Below are 21,080 nucleotides of genomic sequence, written 5' to 3' on the forward strand. Positions count from 1 at the left end.
CGGGTCCGAGTTCGCGTCCGCAAATCACAAAAATAATTTGTATGAGTCGGCTTCGGAGCCGACTCCCGGACGGTTCTTCTCGCCTTTTCACATCATCCCCGGGGGCATTCCCATGCCGCCCATCCCCGCAGGCATCCCGCACATGCCGCCACCGGGCATCCCGCCCATGCCGGCGCCAGCCGGAGGCTGCTCGGTCCTCTGGGCGGCGATGACGTCGTCGATCCTGAGGATCAGGACGGTGGCGTCGGTGGCGGACTTGATGGCCTGGGTCTTCACCCGGAGGGGCTCGACGACCCCCATCTCCCACATGTCCACGACCTTGCCGTCGAGGGTGTTCAGGCCGCCGGTCTTCATGCCCGCCTCGTGGCTGCTCTTCATATCCGTCAGCTTGGTTATGGCGTCAAAGCCGGCATTCTCGGCCAGGGCCTTGGGGATCTCGGCCATCGCCTCGGCGAACTTCTCGACCGCGAGCTGCTCCCGCCCCTTGAAGTTTGCGGAGTGCTCTCTCAGCTTGAGGTAGAGCTCCACCTCGGGGGCTCCGCCGCCAGCGACCAGGGTTTTGTCCTCTACGGCGGCGGCGACGGCGTGGAGGGCGTCGTCGAGAGCCCTCTCCAGGCTGTCTACGACCTGCTGGGTTCCGCCCCGGAGGAGGAGCGAGACCGTCCCCTCCTTGGCCAGGCCAGTGACGAAGGTCATGTGGGCTCCGCCGACCTTCTTCTCCTCGACCAGGTCTGCGCGGCCCAGGTCGGCAGGGGTCATCTCGTCGAGGTTGGTGACGATGTTTCCGCCCGAGGCCCGAGCCAGCTTCTTGAGGTCGGTCTTTCTGATCCTGCGCAAGGCCATGATGCCGGCCTTCGAGAGGTAGCTCTGGGCCAGGTCCTCGATCCCCTTCTGGCAGAAGACGACGTTCGCGCCGGTGGCGATCACCTTGTCGACCACTTTCTTGATCGCCTCCTTCTCCTGGTTGGCGAAGATCTTGAACTGCTCGGAGCTGGTTATGGAGATCTCGGCCTTCGTCTCGGTATCTCGAACCTCGATGGGGGTCCCGAGGATCGCGATCTTGGCGTCCTTGACCTTCTTGGGCATGTTGGAGTGGACCCTCTCTCTATCGATTATTATCCCCTGGAAGAGCTCGGTGTCCTCCATGCTCTCTCCGGCCTTCTTCTCCACGATGACGTTCTTGAGGGATACGACCTTCTCCCCCTCGTCGGTCTCCTCGGTGACCGCCCTGACCATATCGACGACGTGCTTTGCCATCTCCAGGTCTGGGGCTCCGGCGAGCTTTCCGGTCATGGCGGTGAGGGCTATCTTCTCCAGGAGCTCTCTATTCTCCTCGGAGACCTCTCTCGCCATCTCCTCTAAAACCTCGATCGCTCTCTCTGAGGCCATCATGTAGCCCTGGACGATCATCGTCGGGTGGACGCCCATATCCATCAGCTCCTCCGCCCTCTTGAGGAGTTCTCCGGTGAGGATCGCCACCGTCGTCGTCCCGTCGCCGACGACGTCGTTTTGGGCCTTGGCCGCCTCCACCAGCATCTTCGCGGCGGGGTGCTCCACCTCCATCTCCCGGAGGATGGTCACGCCGTCGTTTGTTATTGTAACGTCTCCGATGGTGTCGACGAGGAGCTTGTCCATCCCCCGGGGCCCCAGGGTGCTCCGGACCGCCTTGGCGACGGCTCTTGCTGCCATGATGTTGTTAGACATGGCCTCTTTTCCCCGCTCTCGCCGAGCGCCTTCTCTGAGAATCAATATCGGCTGTCCACCTAATCCTGCCATAAATTGCCTCCTTCTCAGGATCTGACTATTTGATCTTCTATAAAAGGGTTTTCCGCTAAAGGTCATGCTGTGGCGGCGAATAAAAGTTTACAGATCAGACTCAAAGAGCGGCCCGGGATCGAAGAGATGACCCTTCTCTTCACCCCTCGTTCATCCTCCTCAAGGCCGCCGCCCGGTTTCGCTTCGCGTCGGCGAAGCCCGGATTTATGGCCAGCGCCCGATCGTAGCTCTCGACCGCCTCCTCATACCGTTCTAGATTGTAGAGGGCGGCCCCCCTGTTGTTCCAGGCGTTGGCGTGATCTGGGTTGATCTCGATCGTCCTGTTGTAGCAGTCCAGGGCCTCCTCGACCCTGCCCAGGGCCGAGAGGACCACCCCCCTGTTGTTCCAGGCCTCCTCCATATCGGGGTCTGCCTCGAGGGCCCGGTCGATGGACTCGATGGCCTGATCTTTTTTATCGAGGGTGTAGAGGATCCAACCCCGGTTGTTCCAGGCTTGGGCGTGGTCTGGGTCGATCTCGGCGGCCCGGCTGAAGAGCTGGAGGGCCTCCTCGGTTCTGCCCAGGCCGTAGACCAGGATCCCCTTCCTGTAGAGGGCGGGCTCGTACTCGGGATCGACCTCTATGGCCCGTTCCAGGGAGCTGATCGCCTCGCTGGTCCGCCTCAGATCGGCGAGGGCGACCCCTTTGTGGTACCAGGTCTCGCCCCTCTCGGAGTCGATCTCCAGGGCCTGGTCGTAGCACCAGATCGCCTCGCTGGGCCGGCCCATCCGGTAGAGGGTGTGCCCCTTGCTGTGCCAGGCGTCGGCGTCCTCGGGATCGATCCTGATCACCTCGTCGTAGGACTTGATGGCGTCAAAGAACCTCTCCTGGCCGTAGAAGGCAGAAGCCCGGTTGTACCAGGCGATCTTGTAGTCCGGGTCGATCTCCGTCGCCCGGTCGTAGCACCCGATCGCCTCCTCGGCCCTCCCCAGGCTGACCAGGATGACTCCCTTGTTGTTCCAGGCCAGGGGGAAGGTGGGAGCGATCTCGAGGGACCGGTTGTAGCAGTCGATGGCCTCAACGAACCTTCCCAGGTCGCCGAGGGCCCGCCCACGGTTGTACCAGGCGAGGGCGAATTCCGGATCGATCTCGAGGGACCGGTTGTAGCAGTCCAGGGCCTCTTCGATCCTCCCCAGGTTGTGAAGGGCGAGCCCTTTGTTGCTCCAGGCGATAAGGTAGTCGGGATCGATCTTTATCGCGGACTCGAAGCTTTTGGCCGCCTCCTCGTACCTCTCCAGAATTCCCAGAGCAAGCCCCCTCTCGTTCCAGACCGTCGCGTCCTCGGGGTCAGCCTTCAGGGCCCCGTCGAGGTATCCGACCGCCTCCTCGATCCTCCCGCGGGCCGAGAGGAGGTCGGCCGCCCCTCGCCAAGAGCCGGTGAGGCCCGGGTTGATCCTCAGGGCGGCGTCGAAGGAGGCCAGGGCCTCCTCGTCCCTCCCCAAGGCCCTCAGGGCGTTCCCCCTGTTCTGGGCGGCCTCGGCGAGGCCGGGCTTTGCCCGCAGGGCGCGGCCGAAGCAGCGCTCCGCCTCCTCGTAATCGCCGAGAACCCCGAAGATCAGGCCCCTGTTGTTCCAGGCCTTGGCGTTTCCCGGATCGATGGCAAGAGAACGATTGTAAGCGGAGAGGGCCTCCTCCACCCTCCCCAGGAAGCTGAGGGCGTTTCCCATCTCGTACCAGAGGACGGAGTTCTCGGGATCGATTCTGAGGGCCATATCGAAGGACCCGGTTGCCATCTTCCGATCGCTGAGGTTGTAGAGGCCGATCTCGCCCCTGAGAACCCAGGCCTCGGCCCGGCCCGGGTCGATCTCGAGAGATCTGTTTATGCAGTCGAGAGCGAGGTCGAAGGAGCCCTCCTGGCGGTATCGGTCCGCCTCCGCGAGGAGCTCGGCCGCCGCCCGGTCTTCGGCCAGGGCGGGGGACGCCAGAGCGAGTATCAAGATCAGAATCAGAATAGAGATCTTGATCGAGATCGACGCGAGGAGGGCTCCGGGTCTCATGGGTGAGGAGATCTACCCCGCTCCCGAATATCTTTTTTGGTGGCCCGGGGTGGCTCGCCCTCCGGCTGGATCTTCGGCGCCGTCGAGCGCTACGATGAGCTGAGCTCGATGAACCTGTCGTAGCACTCGACGGCCTTCCTGTGCAGGCCCAGCTTGTAAAAGTCGTCGCCCTTCCGGTTCCAGCACCTCACGTCCCCGGGATCGAGGGCTAAGGCCCTATCGTAGCTCTCGACCGCCTCACTGTACTTGCCGAGGCCGTCGAGGGCCGTCCCTCTCGCATACCAGATGTCGGCGGAGTTCGGGTTGATCCCTACCGCAGAATCGTAGCTCTCGACCGCCTCCTTGTACCTTCCGAGCTTCTGCAGGGCGAGCCCCCTCTCGTACCAGGCCTCCCCATCTTCGGGCTCGATCTCGACCGCCCTGCCGTACGATTCGACGGCATCGGTATACCGGGCCGCGGAATAGAGGAGGTGGCCCTTCCTCCGCCAGGCCTTGGCGAAGTTCGGATCGACCTCGGCTGCCCTCTCGTAGCACTCCAGGGCCTCATCGCCCCGGCCCATCTCCTCCAGAATCTCTCCCTTCTCCTGCCAGGCCTCAGGGCTGGTGGGATCAGCCGATATCGCCTCCTCGTAAGAGGCTATCGCCTCCTCGGCCCTCCCCTGACCCTCCAGGACCGAGCCTCTGCCGCGCCACGCCTCGCCGAGGGCGGGATCGACGGCTATAGCCTGGTCGTAAGATCTGAGGGCGTCTTCCATCCTCCCCGACCTCTCCAGGGCGGAGCCCCTCAGAGACCACGCGCCGGCGTCCCGCGGATCGATCTCGACGGCCCGGTCGTAAGAGAGGATCGCATCGTCGAGCCTGCCCACCACTTCATAGACCTCTCCCCTCTCGATCCAGAGCTCCTTCTCCGAGGGGTCGATCTCGATGGCGGCATCGTAGCAGCTTATAGCCTCCTGGTATCTCCCGAGCCCGGCGAGGGCGAGGCCCCTGCCGCGCCACGCGGGGGCGCTCTCGGGATCGGCATTCAGGACCTCATCGTAGCACTCTGCGGCCTCCTCAAACCTCTCCAGGCTCTGGAGCGCCTCGCCCCTCCCGCACAGGGCCTCGAGATCCGATGGGTCTTCGGCGAGGGCTCGGTCGTAGCAGTCGAGGGCCTCCTCGTAATCGCCCACCATCTGGAGGGAGAAGCCCCTCTTCTGCCAGACGTCCTCGTAGGATGGGTCGATCTTGATGACCTGATGGTAGCACTCTGCGGCCTCCTCATAGCCGCCGAGCTGGAGATGGGCGGAGCCCTTGCTGTACCAGGCCTTCGCCTCCAGGGGAGCCACCTCTATCACCTTCTCGTAGCAGTCTGCGGCCTCCTCGTATCTCCCCAGGCTGTAGAGGGCTTCCCCCTTCTCGTACCGATCGATCTCGATCACCTTGTCATAGCACTCTATCGAGTCGGCGTATCTGCCCAGGGAAAAGAGGGCTACCCCCCTGTTGTACCAGAGGGAGACGTCCGAGGGGCTGATCTCCAGGGCCTCGCCGTAGCATCTCGCAGCCTCCTCGTACCTCCCCAGGCTGTAGAGGGCAAGCCCCTTGTTCTGCCAGGCTCCCTCATAAGACGGATCGATCTCGATGACCCGGCTGTAGCTGCTGGCCGCCTCGTCGAGCCTGCTGGCGTTGAAGAGGAGAGATCCCCTGTTGTACCAGACGTCCGGGTCGCCGGGATCGATGGCTATGGCCTCGTCGTAAGAATCGATCGCCTCCTGGTATTCGCCGAGGCGGGCGAGAGCGTCTCCCCGGCCGCGCCAGGCGTCGATCCTGGAGCCGTTGATGGAGATCGCCTCACTGTAAGAGCTCACAGCCTCCCGGTACCTCTCCAGCCTGTAGAGGGCGACGCCCCGGTTGTACCAGGCGTTCTCGTGGGTGGGATCTACCCCTGTCACCTCCTCATAACACTCGACCGACTGGTTGTACCTTCCGAGGATGTAGAGGGCGTTGCACCTCCTGTTCAAGACGTTCGCATTGAGGGGGTCGGTCTCGAGGGCCTTCTCGTAACAGCTGAGGGCCTCCTCGTACCTGCTGAGCCTGGCGAGGGCGAGGCCCTTGTTGTACCAGGCCCTCTCGTCCTCGGGGTCGGTCTCCAGAGCGTGGTCGAAGGCCACCATCGCCTCCTCGTACCTGCCGAGATCGCTGAGGACGAGCCCCTTGTTCTGCCAGACGTCCTCGTGAGTGGGATCGATCTCTATGGCCCGATCATAACCCTCCACCGCCTCCTCGCCCCTCCCGAGACGGTCGAGGACGACGCCCTGGTTGAACCAGGCGTTCGAGTAGCCGGGATCGATCTTCGCCGCCTCCTGGTAACAGCCGAGGGCCTCGCCGTAGCGGCCGAGGGCATAGAGGGCGTTCCCCTTGTTGTTCAAGACGGCGACGAGCTGCCGATCGATCTTGAGAGCCTCGTCGTAAGATGTGATCGCCTCCTCGTACCTTCCGAGCTCGCTCTGGGCGAGGCCCTTGTTGTACCAGGCAGCATGGCAGAGAGGATCGATCTGGACGGCGGAATCGTAACATCTGAAGGCCTCCTCGTACCTTCCGAGCTCGCTGAGGAGGACGCCCTTGTTGAACCAGACGTCGGCTGAAGAGGGGTCGATAGATATCGCCTGGTCGTAACATTCCAGGGCCTCCTCGGCCATCCCCTGGCTGTAGAGGGCGAGACCCCTGGCGTGCCATGAGGCGACGTCATCTCCGTCGATCTCCAGGGCGATGTCATAACATTCGATCGCCTGGTCATACTTTCCCATGCCGTAGAGGGCGAGCCCCTTCTGCCGCCAGAGATCTGCCTTGGTCGGGTCGATCATCAGCGCCTCGTCGTAAGATCTCGCAGCCTCCTGGTACCTTCCGAGGGTGTAGAGGGCGAGCCCCCGGGCCCGCCAGAAGTCCTGGTCGGAGGAGTTGAGCTCTATGGCCCGGTCGTAGCAGCCCACGGCCCGGTCGTACTCCTCCAGGCTGTGGAGGGCGAAGCCCTGGCTGTACCAGATCTGGGGGTCGGAGGGATCGACCTTCAGCGACTGGTTGAAACTGTCGGCCGCCTCTCGGTATCTCCTCTGGTCGCTGTAGATGTAGCCCTTCAGGTTCCAGGCGTCCGGATAGGTTGGGTCGATATCCAGGGATTTGTTGACATAAAGAAGAGCAAGCTCGTAAGATCCACTTGAGTAGAAGCTTATGGCCTTGCCAAGCCAGCCCCCGGGCTCCTCCTCCCCCAGGGCCAGAGGGGGGCAGGCCAGAGATAAGATAAGAATCGGCAGGACCCAGCGCTTCATGTCAAATTAAATCATTCTATTAATCGATATATCTTGTGGTTTGAGGGCTATCGCGGAGGAAGCTCCCTCAAGGCCCCGCCCGTCTCAACCTCTTCACCATCAGAAGGGCGTCCTCTCCGGGGCCGTAGTAATCCTCGAGGAGGGCGGCCCCAGAGTAGCCGAGATCCGCGTAGAGGGCGATGGCCCGTCTGTTCTCGATCGAGACCTCGAGACGGGAGGCTCTGGCCCCCAGGATCGCGAACTCCTCTTCCAGGGCAACCATCAGCCCTCTGCCCAGCCCCTCTCCGCGACGTTCGGGGAGGACGTCCAGGGTCACCACCTTCCCGGCCTCGCCGCGAACAAAGCCGATGACGAAGCCCGCCAGGTTCCCGTCCTCGGCCACCAGGGCCGTCGCATCCTCCAGAAGGATGGATAATGCATCGGGCGGGAAGGCTACCTCGCGGGAAAAACAGAGCTCTTCGATGGCGAGGATCGAGGGCAGGTCCCGTGCCTCTGCCCTCCTGATCTTCATCTCTTCTGCGATACCTCTTTGACGACCTCGGTGTAAGCCCCGAAGACGGCGGGGATGTCGATGGTTCCTACGACGTCGACGACCCCCATCGCCGCGATCAATCTGCCGCCCCGGTCCATTATGGGGGCGACGGATACGGGAACTCCTTCATAAATGCCGCTTTTGGGAACGGTCCTGATCGGCTTTCCCGACCTCATCACCTCTTCGAGGACTGGCCCCGAGTAATCGTCGTCTTGGACCTTCCCATCCTCCACCCTGACCCCCGGTCTATCGAGGCTCCTCAGGGTGACCGGAAGCCCCAGGATCTGGTTTACGGCCAGGGCGATGGGGGCGAGGTCGGAGGGTCCCGACCTCTCCGATATTACCAGCTCAGCCATGGTCGGATTTCAGGCTCTAATTGTTGATATAGTCTGCCCTCAATACTTCTTCAGGAACCGGGCCTGGAAGCCGTGGTACTTGGCAAACCCCTCAGAGTCCCTCTGGCTCAGGGTCTGGCTGTCGAAGGAGACCATCTCCTGATCGTATATCGCGTCCGGAGACCTTCTTCCGACGGAGAAGGCCCTCCCGCAAGATAGCTTCATCTTGACGGTGCCGTTCGCCCTCTTCGAGCTCTCGTCGACGAAGGCGGAGAGGTCCGCGTAGAGGGGGTCGTCCACAAGCCCCATGTAGGCCAGCTCCGACCAGGCCTCGTCGACCGTCGCCTTGAACCGCAGCTCCGCCCTGGATAAGACGAGCCGTTCCAGGTCCCGGTGGGCTTCGAGGAGGACTGTAGCCGCAGGATGCTCGTAGTTCTCCCGGGCCTTGAGGCCGAGGACCCTATCCTCGATCATGTCGGTCCTGCCGACGCCGTGCTCTCCCGCAGTTCTGTTCAGCTCCGCGATCAGCTCGACCCCGGCCATCCTCTTGCCGTCGAGGGCGACTGGAACCCCGTGGGAGAACTCGATCTCCACCTTCTCTGGCGGAAGGTTCCTCTCCGGGGACTTGGTCCAGGCGTATATCTCCTCGGGGGGCTCGAAGAAGGGGTCCTCGAGAAGGCCGCCCTCGATGCTCCTGGACCATAGGTTCTCATCTATGCTCCAGGGCCTCTCCTTCGTCACCGGCACGTCGATACCGTGATCCCTGGCGTAGTCGATCTCCCACTCGCGGCTCAGGTCCAGGTCGCGCATCGGCGCCACCACCTTCAGGTCCGTCGCCCTGAAGATCGCCTCGAAGCGCAGCTGGTCGTTCCCCCTGCCGGTGCATCCGTGGCCCAGGGCGTCGGCACCAAGTTTTTTTGCGATCTCTGCCGTCTTTCTCGCGATCAGCGGCCTGGCGATCGCCGTTCCCAGGACGTAGCCCTCGTAGGAACCGTTGGCCTTGATGGCGGGGAAGATGTAACCTTCGACGAACTCCTCCTTGGCGTCGATGACGTAATGCTCATCGCTCAGCTTCTCTGCCCTCTCGTTTCCCCTCTCGATATCCTCCTTTGGCTGGCCGACGTCCGTCAGGACCGTTATCACCTGGTCAAAGTCATAGCGTTCCCGGAGAAGCGGGACGCAGACCGAGGTGTCGAGGCCTCCAGAGTAAGCGAGCACGATAACTCCAGACAATTCAATATCACCCGGGGCCTACTCGGTGCCCAGTTATTTTAAATCTACGGCTTTGACGATCGATCGATAAATCTATAACTTCACAGCCAAAATTGGCCTCGATGACCCCTCTACTGAAGACCACCGCCCTGACGGTGGACTACGATCAGGATCAGAGGTCGCTCCAGGCCCGAGGAGCGATCTCGATGCTGGTCCAGCCGGCCCTTAACAGGATCAACCAGAGGCTGGCCGAGGAGAAGCCCGCCCTGGTGAGGGAGGGCGATATCGTCGCCTCCACCTGGCTTCCGCCCATCCCCAGCGGCCCCTTCAAGAGGCTCGTCCTCAGCGAGGCGAAGATCGCCATCGGCAGGTTCGTCCCCCAGACGGTGAGCATAGAGGTCACCAGGGCGTGCGGCTGTGCTTGCGATCACTGCGTGATCAAAGAGGGCGATGGGGAGCTAAAGGCCGAAGAGATCAAACGGGTCGTCGACGAGGCCCTGGACCTCGGAGCCTGCATCATCACCTTCACCGAGGGCGACCCGCTCCTCAGGGACGATATCTTCGAACTCATCAGCCACGTCGACCCGGAGAGGGCGGTGGTGAACATGTTCACCCCCGGCCTGGAGATGACGCCGGATAAGGCCGAGATGCTGAAGGATGCAGGCCTCTACAACATCCTGATAGGGGTCTACAGCACCGACCCCGAGGTTCACGACCGGATCAGGGGCCTTCCTGGTGCTCACGAGAAGGCGGTCGCCGCCATCAAGATGGCTCTGGATGCCGGCCTTCTCGTCACCATGTCCACCCACGTCAAGGGCGATCGAGTCTCGGAGATCTTCGACCTCTACGATCTCGCGACGGAGCTCGGGGTCCACGAGTTCTCGATCTGGGAGGGGATGCCCAAATCAGCCGAGGAGCAGCTCACCAAGATAGATCGGGAGACGATCACCAGGTTCTACAGGAAGGTCAACCGCACCCCCGGTGGACCCCGGGTCTTCGCCAGCACCTACTTCGAGGGCCAGATGCTGGGGTGCATGGCCGGAAGACGCTGGATTCACGTGGGGGTGGACGGCGGCGTGAGACCCTGTCCCTACATCGAAGACGCGGTGGGAAACGTCCTGGAGCGGTCTCTTAAGGATATCTGGAAGGACGTGCGAAAGTCGGGCGAGTTCGAGGCTTTCAGGACCGACTGTCCCGCCCAGAGCCAGCACCTCGCCCTCTGAGGCCAGCCCGAGATCTGGCGGAGGGTCTGCTCGGTCGATGAGGCTTTGCATTAGAGCCACGATACTCGCGCCTGCCGCCGTCTATCATCTTTTCCGTCGTTTTTGGCGACCTCGCTCGCTCATCCTCGGCTTCTGGATAGTGCCCTCTCATCTCGCCCCAAAAATCGAGGAGATCAATCTTCGAGGTGGTCGCCCGCCTTGGATTCGGGACCGGAAGATCAGAAGCCATCGAAATTCCGCAAATCGCCGGAATTAACTTATCATCACCGACTATAAAAAAAGTAGTGGAAAATTATTAGTATATACATGATCATCTCTCATCGAGAGGATTGGGCATGAGCGTCATCAGAAGTCTCAGGATGAACTTTGCCGTCTGGATAAGGTGGATCGTTGGCAAAAAAAAGGCCAAAATAGGGATATACGGTCCACCCAACGCCGGAAAGACCACATTGGCCAACAGGATCGCAAAGGACTGGGGTGGGATGTATCTGGGAGGAATATCTCACGTACCCCACGAGACGAGAAGGGCCATGAGGACTGATGGCGTGATGATCAGGGCCAATGGATCGAGCGTCGAGCTGGACATAGTCGACACGCCCGGGATGGCCACCAAGATAGACTTCAGAGATTTCATGGCTTACGGCCTGGAAGAGGAGGAGGCCAAGAGGAGGGCTAAGGAGGCGACGGAGGGAGTTATAGAGTCAATAAAGTGGCTGGACGATCTGGACGGGGTGCTTCTGGTGATGGACTCTACGGAGGACCCCTACACCCAGGTCAACGTCACGGTGGTGGGGAACATGGAAGCGAGAAAGCTGCCACTCCTGATAGTGGCCAACAAGATGGATCTGCCCAAGGCCTCTCCTTCAAGGATAAAGGCGGCCTTTCCGCAACATCCTCTGGTCACCATCTCCGCTCTGGAAGGGTCGAACATCGATCAGCTGTATGTTGCCATAGCCAGGCACTTCGGGTGAGATGATGAGGGAAGTACAGATGGACCTGATCTCGGCCGAGAGGCTTGAGAGCATGTCCTCCATGGAGAAGATCCGGCTCATACTGAACAAGGTCAAGAGAGGAAACATCGTGGTGCTGGAGCAGGGCCTGACCCCCGAGGAGGAGGTCAAGCTGATCGAGATGACTATGAGCGAGATACGCCTCGACGAGTTCTCGGGGATAGAGATCGAGAGCTATCCGGTCAAGAGTGAGGGGACCTTCATAAACAAGATCCTGGGCAAATCCGGGATCAAGACCAGAATGACCGTCATCGGACCTGCAAACCAGCTTCGAACCGTTGAGAAGGACAAGTACCAGATCAGCACCAAGGTCTCGGTCGGTGACTGATTAGCATGCCCCACATGTGCACCCGATGCAACAGCGTCTTCGAAGACGGCATGGACATCCTGGAGGGGTGTCCCGTCTGCGGCTGGAACAAGTTCCTCTTCGTGAGGTCCAAAGAGATGATAAAAGAAGTTCGGGGCGCGCTGAAAGCTTCTGAGATCGGGGGGCCCTACGAGCCCTGGCCGGAGGGGAACGATTCGCTCCGGGAGATCCTGAGATCGGACCGGGGCAGAGAGGCGAACCGCACCAGAGAGGGGCGAGATGATAGGCCCAAAGAGGTGCCGAAGAAGAGGGGCAAGAGCGTCCACGGGTTTTCTGATCTCGATCCTCCAAAAGACCGATCCTCAGATCCTCCTCATCGGGGGTCGGATGAACGCCGGTCTGGCGAGGATAAGGACCCGGAGAGCATCATGATGCAGGAGTCCGGCACATATGAGCTGAACCTCCCGAACCTCTTTGAGCGCGACGAGCTGGTGATGGCCGTAAAAGAGGGGACCTACCTGATCGACCTCTCCTCGGCCTTCAAAAAGTCGAAGAAGAGCTGAGGCCTGTCAGCCTTCCGGGTCGCCTCGCTCCACCTCGACTGTCATCCTCTTCCACTGAGGGTCCACTCCTTTCAGGGACTCGGCCACCCCAGAGACTATCTTCTCCATGATCTCCTGGGTGAAGTGGTTCATGGGTATAACCTCCCCGTCCACCATCAGCTTAACCTTCAGACTCGTCCACCCCCGATCTTCCTGGCCTCGATGGTCAGCGGATTTTCTCGATAGGCCTCGATTAAGGCCTTCACGCCCCCCCGAAGATCATCTGTTCAGGCGTGGTTATGGTCCTGTTTCTCCCTATGGAGAAGGGCGGGGTGTATAGGGTGATCGCCGAAGAAGTCCTGTTGCTCACCGATATCGAGAAGCTGGGCGTATAAGTTATGGGTGTTGGGGCACCCAGCTCTATCGGCTCGATGCTTGACCTCTGCATGAAGGTGCCGAAGCTTCTTCCCAGGGTCCTCACGTCTACAGCATCTGTGGTGATTCGTGGCGCTTCTCGCGAGTAAGAGATGACCACGGGCGTCCTGCTGGACGCCATCTCCGCCTTCTTGCCCAGAGTGCTCAGATCAATAGGAGTTTCGGCAGCTGCTACCATCCCTCCCAGGAGCATGGTGGCCACCAGAGCCGTCAAAATTATTTTCATGGATAACCTAACCTCCCTTTTTCTATGATCCGGGTCTTTGAATTATTACCATTTATTCCTTTTGATGAAAGGCTGCAAGACAATTCCCGATCATCTTGGCCATCTTGAGATGGTCCCAGGACCCGGGCCCGGGAACCGGATCTCACCAGAAGGTGTAGCCGAAGTACCTCGCCGCAGTTTCAGAGCCTCCCCCTGCTTCCGGGGCGGCAGAGCAGACTGGAATCAGACCGCAGAGGGCGAGAAGTGATGCGATAGTCAGGATCAGTGCGATCTTTCCCGCCGGGCTCACAGATCTCACCTGCCCCCGCCCTCAGAACTCTCCTCGTAGAGAGCTATGGCGTCGTTCAGATGGGACCTGATCCAGCCCTCGCCCCGATGGCCGACGGCGCTGTGCCAGGCGACGGTGACGTTCCCGTCAGGGCCGGGCGCCAGGGTGAGGAAGACGGTCACGGGAACGAGCCTGGGATCGCCGATGGGATCGTAGATATCGAGGGCGGTCCAGGTCTTCTCCAAGTCGTCTTCGGCCAGAACGTCCACGTAGGCGACCTCGTCGCCGAGGTCTCCGAGGACCTCTCTGATATCGGTCTCCTGACTGCTGCAGGCAGGGCAGTCGGTCAGATGGATGAGGATGATCGCCGGCTTCTCCTCCAGGGGATCGAGGGCTCAGGAGGGATGATCGACCGCGGACCCCGCCTCCGAATGCTGATCCGGGTATGCGGTCCACCAGTCCTCGGGGCCGGACCCGATGGCATGGACCGGGCTGCCATCTCCCGAGGCCCCGGGGACCAGGATGCAGATCGCGAGGATGACCGTCAAGGTCAGAGCCGCCGGCTTCTTCGCATCTTTTGCTGACAAAGTTCTACCAACTCCCACCTCTGGCCATACTACCGTGAGATTTATCATCTTTTCCCCGGCTTCCCCCTCCCGATCGGACGCCCTTTGTCCGACTGGTTCCCCGGATGGAGACCTCTCCTCCGGGCTTGGCTTTGGGCCGACCGCATCAAAGATAAATATGGAGATAGAGGACGACCTATCTACGGTCTGATCATGGTCATACTTTAAAGGAGGATATGCCAATATGAGAGATGGAATCGGGTTGTTATCGGGGCTTTGTGCGCTCCTGCTGCTCGCAGCAGTCCTGGTGGGCGGAGCTTATGCCGGCTGCTCCAGCTGCGCCGCAGGCGGAGGAACATGGTCGTCGGGTCTGGACTTCATAGGTGCCTCTGCGGAGGCCGTCTCGGTGATGGAGAAGAGTCCAGTGGGCGGTCTGGCATCGGCGACGGGATCGAATGGAGCGTCGGTGATCACCGCCAGGGCGCTCTTCGAGGATATGGAGGGCGGCTCGGAGAAGGTGGTGGCCTACGTCGGAGTTCCCGGGGAAGCCTCTTACATCGAGGGGTCGATCCACCTGCCCCTGGAGCAGGTCTTCGGAGATGACGCCGCCCTGAAGTCGCCGACTGAGATCGCCGCCCTATTCGGGGCAGCCGGGATCACAGAGGATGACCCTCTCGTCATATACGGCGACTATTTCTTGAACGGGTACGACACCTTCGCCTTCTTTGTAATGAAGCGCCTCGGCCATGAGGACGTCCTCCTCCTGGACGGGACGAGAGGCGGACGTGAGGCTGCGGGGCTGAACTTCGTCCCTCTCCCCACCCCCAGGTCGCCTGAGACCTACTCCCCCGACCCCAACCCCGACCTCCTCGCCGACGATGAGCGGCTCTCAAGCAGCCAGGTGGTGGACGCGAGGAGCCCGGCCGAGTACGCCGCAGGCCACCCCGACGGGGCGGTCAACATCGACTACTCGAAGGTGAAGGGGCCAAACGGCCTCGTCGGCGCCCAGGCCCTGAGCCTGGCCTTCAGCGGCCTTGACAAAGACCAGCCGGTGGTGGTCTATCCCCGCCAGGGAGGCGCCTCGGTGGTCTGGTACGCCCTCTACACCCAGGGCTACGATGTCAGCCTTTATGCCTTGACGGGCACGAGCTGAGATCGGGCCCATCTGAAAAATGGAGGTCGCGGAGGGAGGATCAGAGAGGTCTGATCCCTGCCGAGAGGTGCGATCCTGGCCCCTCGCCCGGGCGAGGGCCGGGCCTTTCGGCTATCTCACTTTTTATCCAGGATCTTTATCAGGTGATAGCCGAAATCTGTCTTCACCGGGCCGACCACCTTTCCCTTCTCTCCATCGAAGGCGGCCCGCTCGAACTCGGGGACCATCTTGCCCTTGCCGAACCATCCGAGGTCGCCCTTGTTCTTCGCCGAGGGGCAGTCGGAGTACTTTCTGGCCATCTCGGCGAAGCTTTCGCCCTTCTTGATCCTCTCCAGGACCTCCTTGGCCTTCTTTTCGCTTTTTACCAGAATGTGGGCTGCGTGGATCTGTTTCGCCATGAGAGTTTCGAGTGGTCTGGCCGGATAAAAAGATTGTGAGGATCCGCTCTTCAGCCGGAGGCGAGATCTCTGTCGATGCGGTAATGCCCGCTCGTTATCTCCACCTCGAACCTCGCGCCCTCGCCCAGGATGGCGCTCTTCGTCCACTTCAGGGATCAGGGATGGGAAGCCGTGCCCGAGGAGCTCCTCCCCAGGGCTGCCAAAGTAGCGGCAGCGGGCTTCGTTGACGAAGGTGATGGTCCTATCGGGCAGGAAGCGACAGATCTAGTTCGGTCTGGTCCTCCACCAGGGTCCTGTACTTCTCCTCGCTCTTCCTCAGGGCCTCCTCCATCCTCTTCAGCTCGGTTATGTTCACGACCGAGACGACGTACTGCCTCGTCCGCGGGATGATGCTGGCTCTGAAAAGGCCGCGTTTAGCATCGCCCCATCGGTCGATCAGGTCTGCCTCGTACTGGGCGGTGGGCGTCTTGAGCCTTCTCTGCCCCTTTCGGAAGTGCTCCCAGAGCTTCTCTCGATCCTCTTCGGCGATGAAATCGTCCCACCTCATCTTCCCCTCGATCTCCCGGCGAGAGAATCCGAAGAGGATCTCTGACTCGGAGTTTACCTTTGATACGAGGCCGTCCTCCTCCACGATCGCCATCGCCGTGCCGCTGTTCTCGAATATGGCGCGATAGTACTCCTCGCTCTTCTGGAGGCTCTCCTCCATCCTTTTCTGATCTGTGATGTCTATGCCGACGCCGAGGGCTGCCCGCATCCGTCCTCTCTCGTCGAAGAGGGGGTAGGTGGAGAAGAGGGCCGGAAATGTCTCTCCCGATCTTCGCACCAGAGTTGTCGGTCCCGACAATCCCCTCTTTCCCTCCCTCATATTCCGGTGCACCTGGGGAAAGCGGGCCGCATCCTCGGGAAGATGAAGCCGTGAGACCGTCCTCCCTACGATCTCCTGGCGTCTGTATCCGAAGATCTTCTCGGCCCCGGGGCTGAACTCCAGGACGGTGGGGTCTGGGTCCGATCCGTCGGTGATGATGAAAGAGACCTCTGCAGCCTCGAATATCGCTCGAAGCTGCTCTGAGCTTCTCCTCAGATCCTCCTCTGCCTGAAGGCGCACGATGGCGTTCCCGGTCATGGCGGCGATCGTCTCCAGGGCGCTCCGTCCCGGGAGAGGGATCTCGTCTGATCCGTGAGTTCCGACGCTGTAGTAGCCGATTACCTCCCCCTCGTGGTGGACCGGGACCACGGCCATGGCGCGTAGCCCCTCCCGCTCCCGGGCCTCCTGGAGCGGCAGATCCCGATCTTGATATCGGATGTATATCGGATCTTTTGCCCCCGCGATCAGCGACGAATTCGGAGTTCGCCTCCTCTGTGATATCGCCTCGACGAACTGGGGAGAGAATCCGGTCGAGTGGTGGAGGACGAAGCTCTTGGAGCTTCTATCCAGAAGGTACATGGTTGCGCAGTCCGTCCCCGATACCTCGATCGCCGCATCGACGCAGAGCTTCAGGGCCGAGGAGAGGGAGGTCGCGCCGGAGAGCTCGAGGGCCAGATCCCTCTCTATGAGATCCTCCTTCCTCGATCTCTCGCGGTCTGCAGCCTGCCGGATCTGATGGGAGAGCTCTGCGAAGAGGACCTTCGGGTCGCCGTCTTTTTGTATGTAGTAGTCGGCGCCGGAGTTCAGGGCCTCGATCACCACCTCCTCGCGACTCTTCCCCGTGAAGAGGATGAAGGGGATATCGAGCCTTCTGCTTCTTACAGCCTTGAGAAAGGTGATCCCGTCCATCTCAGGCATGGCGTAATCGGAGATGACGACCTCATAAGTGCACCGGTGGTCTTCCAGCATCTCCAGGGCCTCGGCCGCCGATTCCGTCCCGTCGACCTGGATATCTCCGGACCTCTCGAGGAAGATGGTGGAGATCTCCAGAATCGTGGGGTCGTCGTCCACCATCAGAACTCGGATCATCAACCCCCTCCAAAGAAATCTTTAAGGTTGGCCTCGGTGGACGGATCAGAATCGAAGCAGAGCTGGTCTGAACTTGTATCGATCTGATGAATAGAATATTTGCGGTATCTCGATTCGTATTCAGAGATGCAGCCGATCATTTTGGGAACTCTCCTGATCAACCCGCGCTTTTATCTCGATTCTCCTATCCGGACGGCTCAGAGATGATTGAAAACGTTTCAGATCCCCTTCTCAAAATGGCCTATTAGGATTTATGACTTGCCTTTGGATCGCTCGGTCGCCTCTCAAAAACACAATCATAAAATATATTTTAATCTTTGAATCGTCTGAGAAAAAGAGCATGGGGCTCGGGCGTCTGGCCGAGCGATCGTCTCCTCGGCCGTCCTGGATGCCCCCTCTGAAGAAGGGGGCAGACCTCTGGTCCGGCCCCTTCTGTGCCGACCCAGTTTGCAGGTCATCGGTCGGGAGAGACGTTCTCTTCAGGAAGACGGGGGGGTGCGGACAGATGGGCTCTGCCCGGGATCGGGAAGCTCTGGGCTCAATCGCCCTTGTCCTGGATCGCAGTGGCCATCTTGGGGCTCAGATGGGCGTCGGGGGCGACGTCGTAGACCTCTCCTTTTATGAACTTCTCCACCAGCTCCTTTGCCAGGTGATCCGGATACTGTATCGGCGGATGTTTCATAGTGTAGGCCGATATCTCGACGAGAGGTCCTCCGATCTTCCTGTCCATGGCCAGCTTGCAGACCCTTATGGCGTCTATGGTGGACCCGCCGCTGTTGGGGGAGTCTTCGACCGAGAGCCTCAGCTCCAGGTTTATGGGAACGTCGCCGAAGATCCTCCCTTCCATCCTCAGAAAACAGATCTTGTTGTCCTTCTGCCAGGGTACATAATCGGAGGGGCCGATGTGGATGTCGTCGGCCATGAGGGGAACGTCCAGGACCGACTGGACCGCCTCGGTCTTGGATATCCTCTTGGACTTGAGCCTCTCCTGGTTCAGCATGTTCAAAAAGTCGGTATTTCCGCCGGTGTTCAGCTGGTAGGTCCGATCGAGCTTGCATCCCCGATCGTTGAAGAGCTTGGCCAGGGACCGGTGGACGATGGTGGCTCCTATCTGGCTCTTGACGTCGTCTCCGACGATCGGGACGTTGGCGTCCTTGAACTTCTTCGCCCAGGTGGGGTCGGAGGCGATGAAGACCGGCATGCAGTTTACGTAGCCTACGCCACCGTCGAGGGCGGCCTGAGCATAAAACCTGCTGGCCTCCTCCGAGCCGACGGGCATGTAGTTGATCAGGACCTCGGCGCCGGAGTCCTCCAGCTCACCCACGACATCGCAGGGCTCCAGATCCGAGACGACGAAGGTCTTTTTGTCGTCGTAAGAGGACATGTGGGGGGCCACGCCGTCCAGGACGGGCCCTTTCTTAACCTCGACGCCCAGGCGGGGTACGTCGGGATAGAAGGTTTTGGTGCAGTTGGGCGGGGCGAAGATGGCATCGCTGACGTCCTTTCCCACCTTTCTCCCGTCTATGTCGAAGGCCGCCACCACCTCGATCTCGCCGGGCAGGTAGCCGCCGACGGACCGGTGCATCAGCCCAATCCAGTCTTCATCATCTGAATTTTTATAATATTCAATCCCCTGGATGAGAGAGCTGGCGCAGTTGCCGAGACCGGCAATTGCTAATTTTATCTTTTTCAATCTCGTCGCCTCCCAAATTCTCCTGAAGTAGTAAAACTTGACGCGCTACCGAGTATGCTACATTTCTATTAGATAAATCTATAGGCATCCCGACGTCGTAATTCCTCCTTTCGAGGGGGCTCTTGGATCATTCTTTGTGCCTTCCGGGCTGATGGTTTGCTCAGGGCTCGGATCCGTCCTCCCCTCCCGCCAACCTCTCGACCACCAGGCCGTTCAGGACGGAGAAGATGATCAGGTAGAAAGTGAGGAGGAGGGTGAAGTTCCAGCCGAAGTAATAGACCATCAGGGGGATCATGGGGATCTTGACCGCCCGGGAGTAGAGAAAGGCCGCCACCAGGGAGTCTCTCATCCCCTTCTCTCTGAGGTCTGCGATGAGGGGGTACCAGACGTAGATCGGCCCCGAGGAGATGACGCCCCCCACCAAGGCGAAGGTCCAGCCCTTCAGGCCCGACCCCTTCCCCAGCATCCTCTTCGCCATCCCGGGCCTGATCGCCAGATTCAAAAGGGACATGATCACCAGGACCAGGGCCAGGACCGGAAGGACGCTTGAGAGGAGTTTGGCGAAGACGGAGAGGGCCCTCAAGAAGAGGTCAAAATCGACCGCGGCAAGCCCCAGATAAAAGATCGTCAGCAGAGCCAGGAAGTGCTTGCCGGAGGGGGCTTGGGCGGTCACGGCACGATCAGCTCCAGGGTTACGGAGGTTAGGATGGCCACCAGGGCTGCCGAGAGGAAGGAGATGCCGTTTCTGATCAGGGCGAACCTCTTTCCTAATATCGCGGCCTCGGCGGGAAGCTGCAGTACGCCGACGGTCACCCAGGCGGCGATGAAGGCGGTCACCGCGAGAAGGCTCACGCCCTGGTCGATCAGCTCTCCGCCGACGATGTAGCTGGTGATGGGATTTCCGGCGGCGATGCTCCCTATCACGGCCCCGATCAGGGGATCGAGGATCTCATCTCCGGTGAAGACCGCCCCATAGACCGATGGCGGGACCAGGACCAGTATGAGAGAGATGAGGAGCATCACCCCGATGAGGATCGGAAAGACGTGGGCGAAGCTGGTGGCGGTCTTCTTCAGAGTGGCAGCCATCGTTTGAGGTTTCGAATCTTCTCCCCCCCGCGCTTTCCCGTCCCTCGGCCTCTCAGCCCTCATCTTCCCATCATCTCTCCTCGGTCTAGTTCGGGTCCGTCCGGGGGTAGGACCCCAGAACCTTGGTCATGGCGGCCCTCTCTCTTATCCGAGCCAGAGCCTCCTCGACTTGGGGATCTTTCGCGTGACCCTCCAGGTCGATGAAGAAGTAGTAATCTCCAAGGCCCCGCTTGCTGGGCCGCGACTCGATCTTGGTGAGGTTGATCCTTCTTTTTGCAAACTCCCCCAGAACCTCCCAGAGGGCTCCGGGCTCGGCCCGCTCCAGGTATATGGCGAGAGAGGTCTTGTCTTTGCCCGTAGGCTCCGCCCCTCTCTGGCCCACCACCACAAACCTTGTCACGTTCTGGTCAGAGTCCTGGACGTCTCTCTCGATCACCGAAAGGCCGTACCTTCCAGCAGCCTCGGCGTCGGCGATCGCCGCCATCTCCGAAAACTCCCCGGCGAGCTTTGCGGCGTGGCTGGTGGAGCCGGTCGTCCTCAGCTCGGCCTCGGGAAACCGACGTTTGAGGTAGCCTCGGCACTGGGCCAGGGCCTGAGGGTGGGAGAGGATCACCTTCACCTCCTCGGGCCTGCCGGTGCCAAGAAGGCAGTGGCTCACCCGGAGGTTGATCTCGCCTGTGATCTTGACGTCGCGGCGGAGGAGGGCGTCGAGGGTCATCCCCACCGAACCCTCCAGGCTGTTTTCCAGGGGGACGACCCCCATCTCCACCTCACCCCCCTCGACGGCGGCGATCACCTCCTCGAAGTCCCGGAAGTAGCGAAGGTTTGAACCAGGACTGTATTTTCTTGCGGCCTTCTCCGAGAAGGTTCCTTCCGGCCCCAGAACCCCGATCGATCGGCTCATTTCATCTCTCTTAAAAGCTCTTTTGCCCTGTCGAGGTTGATATTCTTCTCGGCGGCCATTTTACCGGCCACGGCCTCGATCTCGTCGCCTGTGGCTCCGGCCTGGACGGCGACGTTCTTG

22 protein-coding genes are annotated in these 21,080 nt (G+C 60.7%); 5 read left to right on the forward strand and 17 right to left on the reverse strand.

From position 1 onward, the window contains the following. Positions 1–87 precede the first annotated feature (87 nt). From thsA to ACP5EL_RS00490, 6 genes are all read right to left on the reverse strand, one after another. Positions 88–1,776, reverse strand: a complete 1,689-nt coding sequence (gene thsA, locus ACP5EL_RS00465; RefSeq protein WP_428400460.1) for a thermosome subunit alpha — start codon at positions 1,774–1,776, stop codon at positions 88–90. A 139-nt stretch (positions 1,777–1,915) separates the two neighbouring features. Further along, positions 1,916–3,811 (reverse strand): tetratricopeptide repeat protein, encoded by a 1,896-nt coding sequence (locus ACP5EL_RS00470; protein WP_428400461.1) that lies wholly within the window; start codon positions 3,809–3,811, stop codon positions 1,916–1,918. A gap of 89 nt (positions 3,812–3,900) precedes the next feature. After that, positions 3,901–7,116 (reverse strand): tetratricopeptide repeat protein, encoded by a 3,216-nt coding sequence (locus ACP5EL_RS00475; RefSeq protein ID WP_428400462.1) that lies wholly within the window; start codon positions 7,114–7,116, stop codon positions 3,901–3,903. 67 nt (positions 7,117–7,183) lie between these two features. Further along, positions 7,184–7,627 carry a GNAT family N-acetyltransferase gene (locus tag ACP5EL_RS00480; protein ID WP_428400463.1) on the reverse strand — a complete coding sequence of 148 codons (444 nt, stop codon included), beginning with the start codon at positions 7,625–7,627 and terminating at the stop codon, positions 7,184–7,186. Continuing rightward, positions 7,624–8,004 carry a DUF2111 domain-containing protein gene (locus ACP5EL_RS00485; RefSeq protein ID WP_428400464.1) on the reverse strand — a complete coding sequence of 127 codons (381 nt, stop codon included), beginning with the start codon at positions 8,002–8,004 and terminating at the stop codon, positions 7,624–7,626. Before ACP5EL_RS00485 ends, ACP5EL_RS00480 begins: the two co-directional genes overlap by 4 nt. A 39-nt stretch (positions 8,005–8,043) precedes the next feature. Further along, positions 8,044–9,216 carry an argininosuccinate synthase gene (locus ACP5EL_RS00490; RefSeq protein ID WP_428400465.1) on the reverse strand — a complete coding sequence of 391 codons (1,173 nt, stop codon included), beginning with the start codon at positions 9,214–9,216 and terminating at the stop codon, positions 8,044–8,046. Positions 9,217–9,317: 101 nt separating this feature from the next. Between ACP5EL_RS00490 and ACP5EL_RS00495 the strand changes: the two genes are divergently transcribed. The 4 genes from ACP5EL_RS00495 (at position 9,318) to ACP5EL_RS00510 (ending at position 12,298) form a co-directional block, all read left to right on the forward strand. Next, positions 9,318–10,418, forward strand: coding sequence for a radical SAM/SPASM domain-containing protein (locus ACP5EL_RS00495; protein ID WP_428400466.1), 1,101 nt, complete (start codon positions 9,318–9,320; stop codon positions 10,416–10,418). A gap of 335 nt (positions 10,419–10,753) precedes the next feature. Continuing rightward, complete coding sequence (locus ACP5EL_RS00500) at positions 10,754–11,389, forward strand: GTP-binding protein (RefSeq protein ID WP_428400467.1); 636 nt, start codon at positions 10,754–10,756, stop codon at positions 11,387–11,389. 19 nt (positions 11,390–11,408) lie between these two features. Further along, positions 11,409–11,756, forward strand: coding sequence for a DUF2073 domain-containing protein (locus tag ACP5EL_RS00505; RefSeq protein ID WP_428400468.1), 348 nt, complete (start codon positions 11,409–11,411; stop codon positions 11,754–11,756). 5 nt (positions 11,757–11,761) lie between these two features. Continuing rightward, entirely contained in the window at positions 11,762–12,298 is a 537-nt protein-coding gene (locus ACP5EL_RS00510; protein WP_428400469.1) for an OapC/ArvC family zinc-ribbon domain-containing protein, read from the forward strand. 6 nt (positions 12,299–12,304) lie between these two features. On the opposite strand, the gene ACP5EL_RS00515 is transcribed toward ACP5EL_RS00510, so the two are convergent. The 5 genes from ACP5EL_RS00515 to ACP5EL_RS00535 all read right to left on the reverse strand — a co-directional run bounded on the left by ACP5EL_RS00515 (position 12,305) and on the right by ACP5EL_RS00535 (position 13,811). Beyond that, positions 12,305–12,454: a hypothetical protein gene (locus tag ACP5EL_RS00515; RefSeq protein ID WP_428400470.1), complete on the reverse strand. Its 150-nt coding sequence runs from the start codon at positions 12,452–12,454 to the stop codon at positions 12,305–12,307. An 85-nt stretch (positions 12,455–12,539) separates the two neighbouring features. Then, positions 12,540–12,938, reverse strand: a complete 399-nt coding sequence (locus tag ACP5EL_RS00520; RefSeq protein ID WP_428400471.1) for a hypothetical protein — start codon at positions 12,936–12,938, stop codon at positions 12,540–12,542. Between the two features lie 142 nt (positions 12,939–13,080). Beyond that, positions 13,081–13,236, reverse strand: coding sequence for a hypothetical protein (locus tag ACP5EL_RS00525; protein ID WP_428400472.1), 156 nt, complete (start codon positions 13,234–13,236; stop codon positions 13,081–13,083). Next, positions 13,233–13,475, reverse strand: coding sequence for a hypothetical protein (locus ACP5EL_RS00530; RefSeq protein ID WP_428400473.1), 243 nt, complete (start codon positions 13,473–13,475; stop codon positions 13,233–13,235). Before ACP5EL_RS00530 ends, ACP5EL_RS00525 begins: the two co-directional genes overlap by 4 nt. A gap of 126 nt (positions 13,476–13,601) precedes the next feature. Then, the gene (locus tag ACP5EL_RS00535) at positions 13,602–13,811 is read right to left on the reverse strand and encodes a hypothetical protein (RefSeq protein WP_428400475.1); all 210 of its coding nucleotides are present in this window, start codon (positions 13,809–13,811) and stop codon (positions 13,602–13,604) included. Between the two features lie 205 nt (positions 13,812–14,016). Here ACP5EL_RS00535 and ACP5EL_RS00540 point away from each other — a divergent pair, with 205 nt between their 5' ends. Continuing rightward, positions 14,017–14,925 carry a sulfurtransferase gene (locus ACP5EL_RS00540; RefSeq protein ID WP_428400476.1) on the forward strand — a complete coding sequence of 303 codons (909 nt, stop codon included), beginning with the start codon at positions 14,017–14,019 and terminating at the stop codon, positions 14,923–14,925. 116 nt (positions 14,926–15,041) lie between these two features. Here ACP5EL_RS00540 and ACP5EL_RS00545 read toward each other — a convergent pair whose 3' ends face one another. The 6 genes from ACP5EL_RS00545 to pheA form a co-directional block, all read right to left on the reverse strand. Then, positions 15,042–15,323 (reverse strand): peptidylprolyl isomerase, encoded by a 282-nt coding sequence (locus ACP5EL_RS00545; protein WP_428400477.1) that lies wholly within the window; start codon positions 15,321–15,323, stop codon positions 15,042–15,044. Between the two features lie 241 nt (positions 15,324–15,564). Then, a complete protein-coding gene (locus tag ACP5EL_RS00550; protein ID WP_428400478.1) occupies positions 15,565–17,277 on the reverse strand; it encodes a PAS domain S-box protein in 1,713 nt (570 codons plus the stop codon). Between the two features lie 538 nt (positions 17,278–17,815). Beyond that, on the reverse strand, positions 17,816–18,970 hold the full coding sequence (locus ACP5EL_RS00555) for an inositol-3-phosphate synthase (protein WP_428400479.1): 1,155 nt from the start codon (positions 18,968–18,970) through the stop codon (positions 17,816–17,818). 160 nt (positions 18,971–19,130) lie between these two features. Continuing rightward, a complete protein-coding gene (locus ACP5EL_RS00560) occupies positions 19,131–19,643 on the reverse strand; it encodes a permease (RefSeq protein ID WP_428400480.1) in 513 nt (170 codons plus the stop codon). After that, positions 19,640–20,056 carry a permease gene (locus tag ACP5EL_RS00565; RefSeq protein WP_428400481.1) on the reverse strand — a complete coding sequence of 139 codons (417 nt, stop codon included), beginning with the start codon at positions 20,054–20,056 and terminating at the stop codon, positions 19,640–19,642. The genes ACP5EL_RS00560 and ACP5EL_RS00565 overlap by 4 nt, the downstream gene beginning before the upstream one ends. An 85-nt stretch (positions 20,057–20,141) precedes the next feature. Continuing rightward, entirely contained in the window at positions 20,142–20,960 is an 819-nt protein-coding gene (gene pheA / locus ACP5EL_RS00570; protein ID WP_428400482.1) for a prephenate dehydratase, read from the reverse strand. Positions 20,961–21,080: the final 120 nt, after the last annotated feature.

The sequence above is a fragment of the Methanocrinis sp. genome (assembly GCF_049974945.1).
Classification (GTDB): domain Archaea; phylum Halobacteriota; class Methanosarcinia; order Methanotrichales; family Methanotrichaceae; genus Methanocrinis.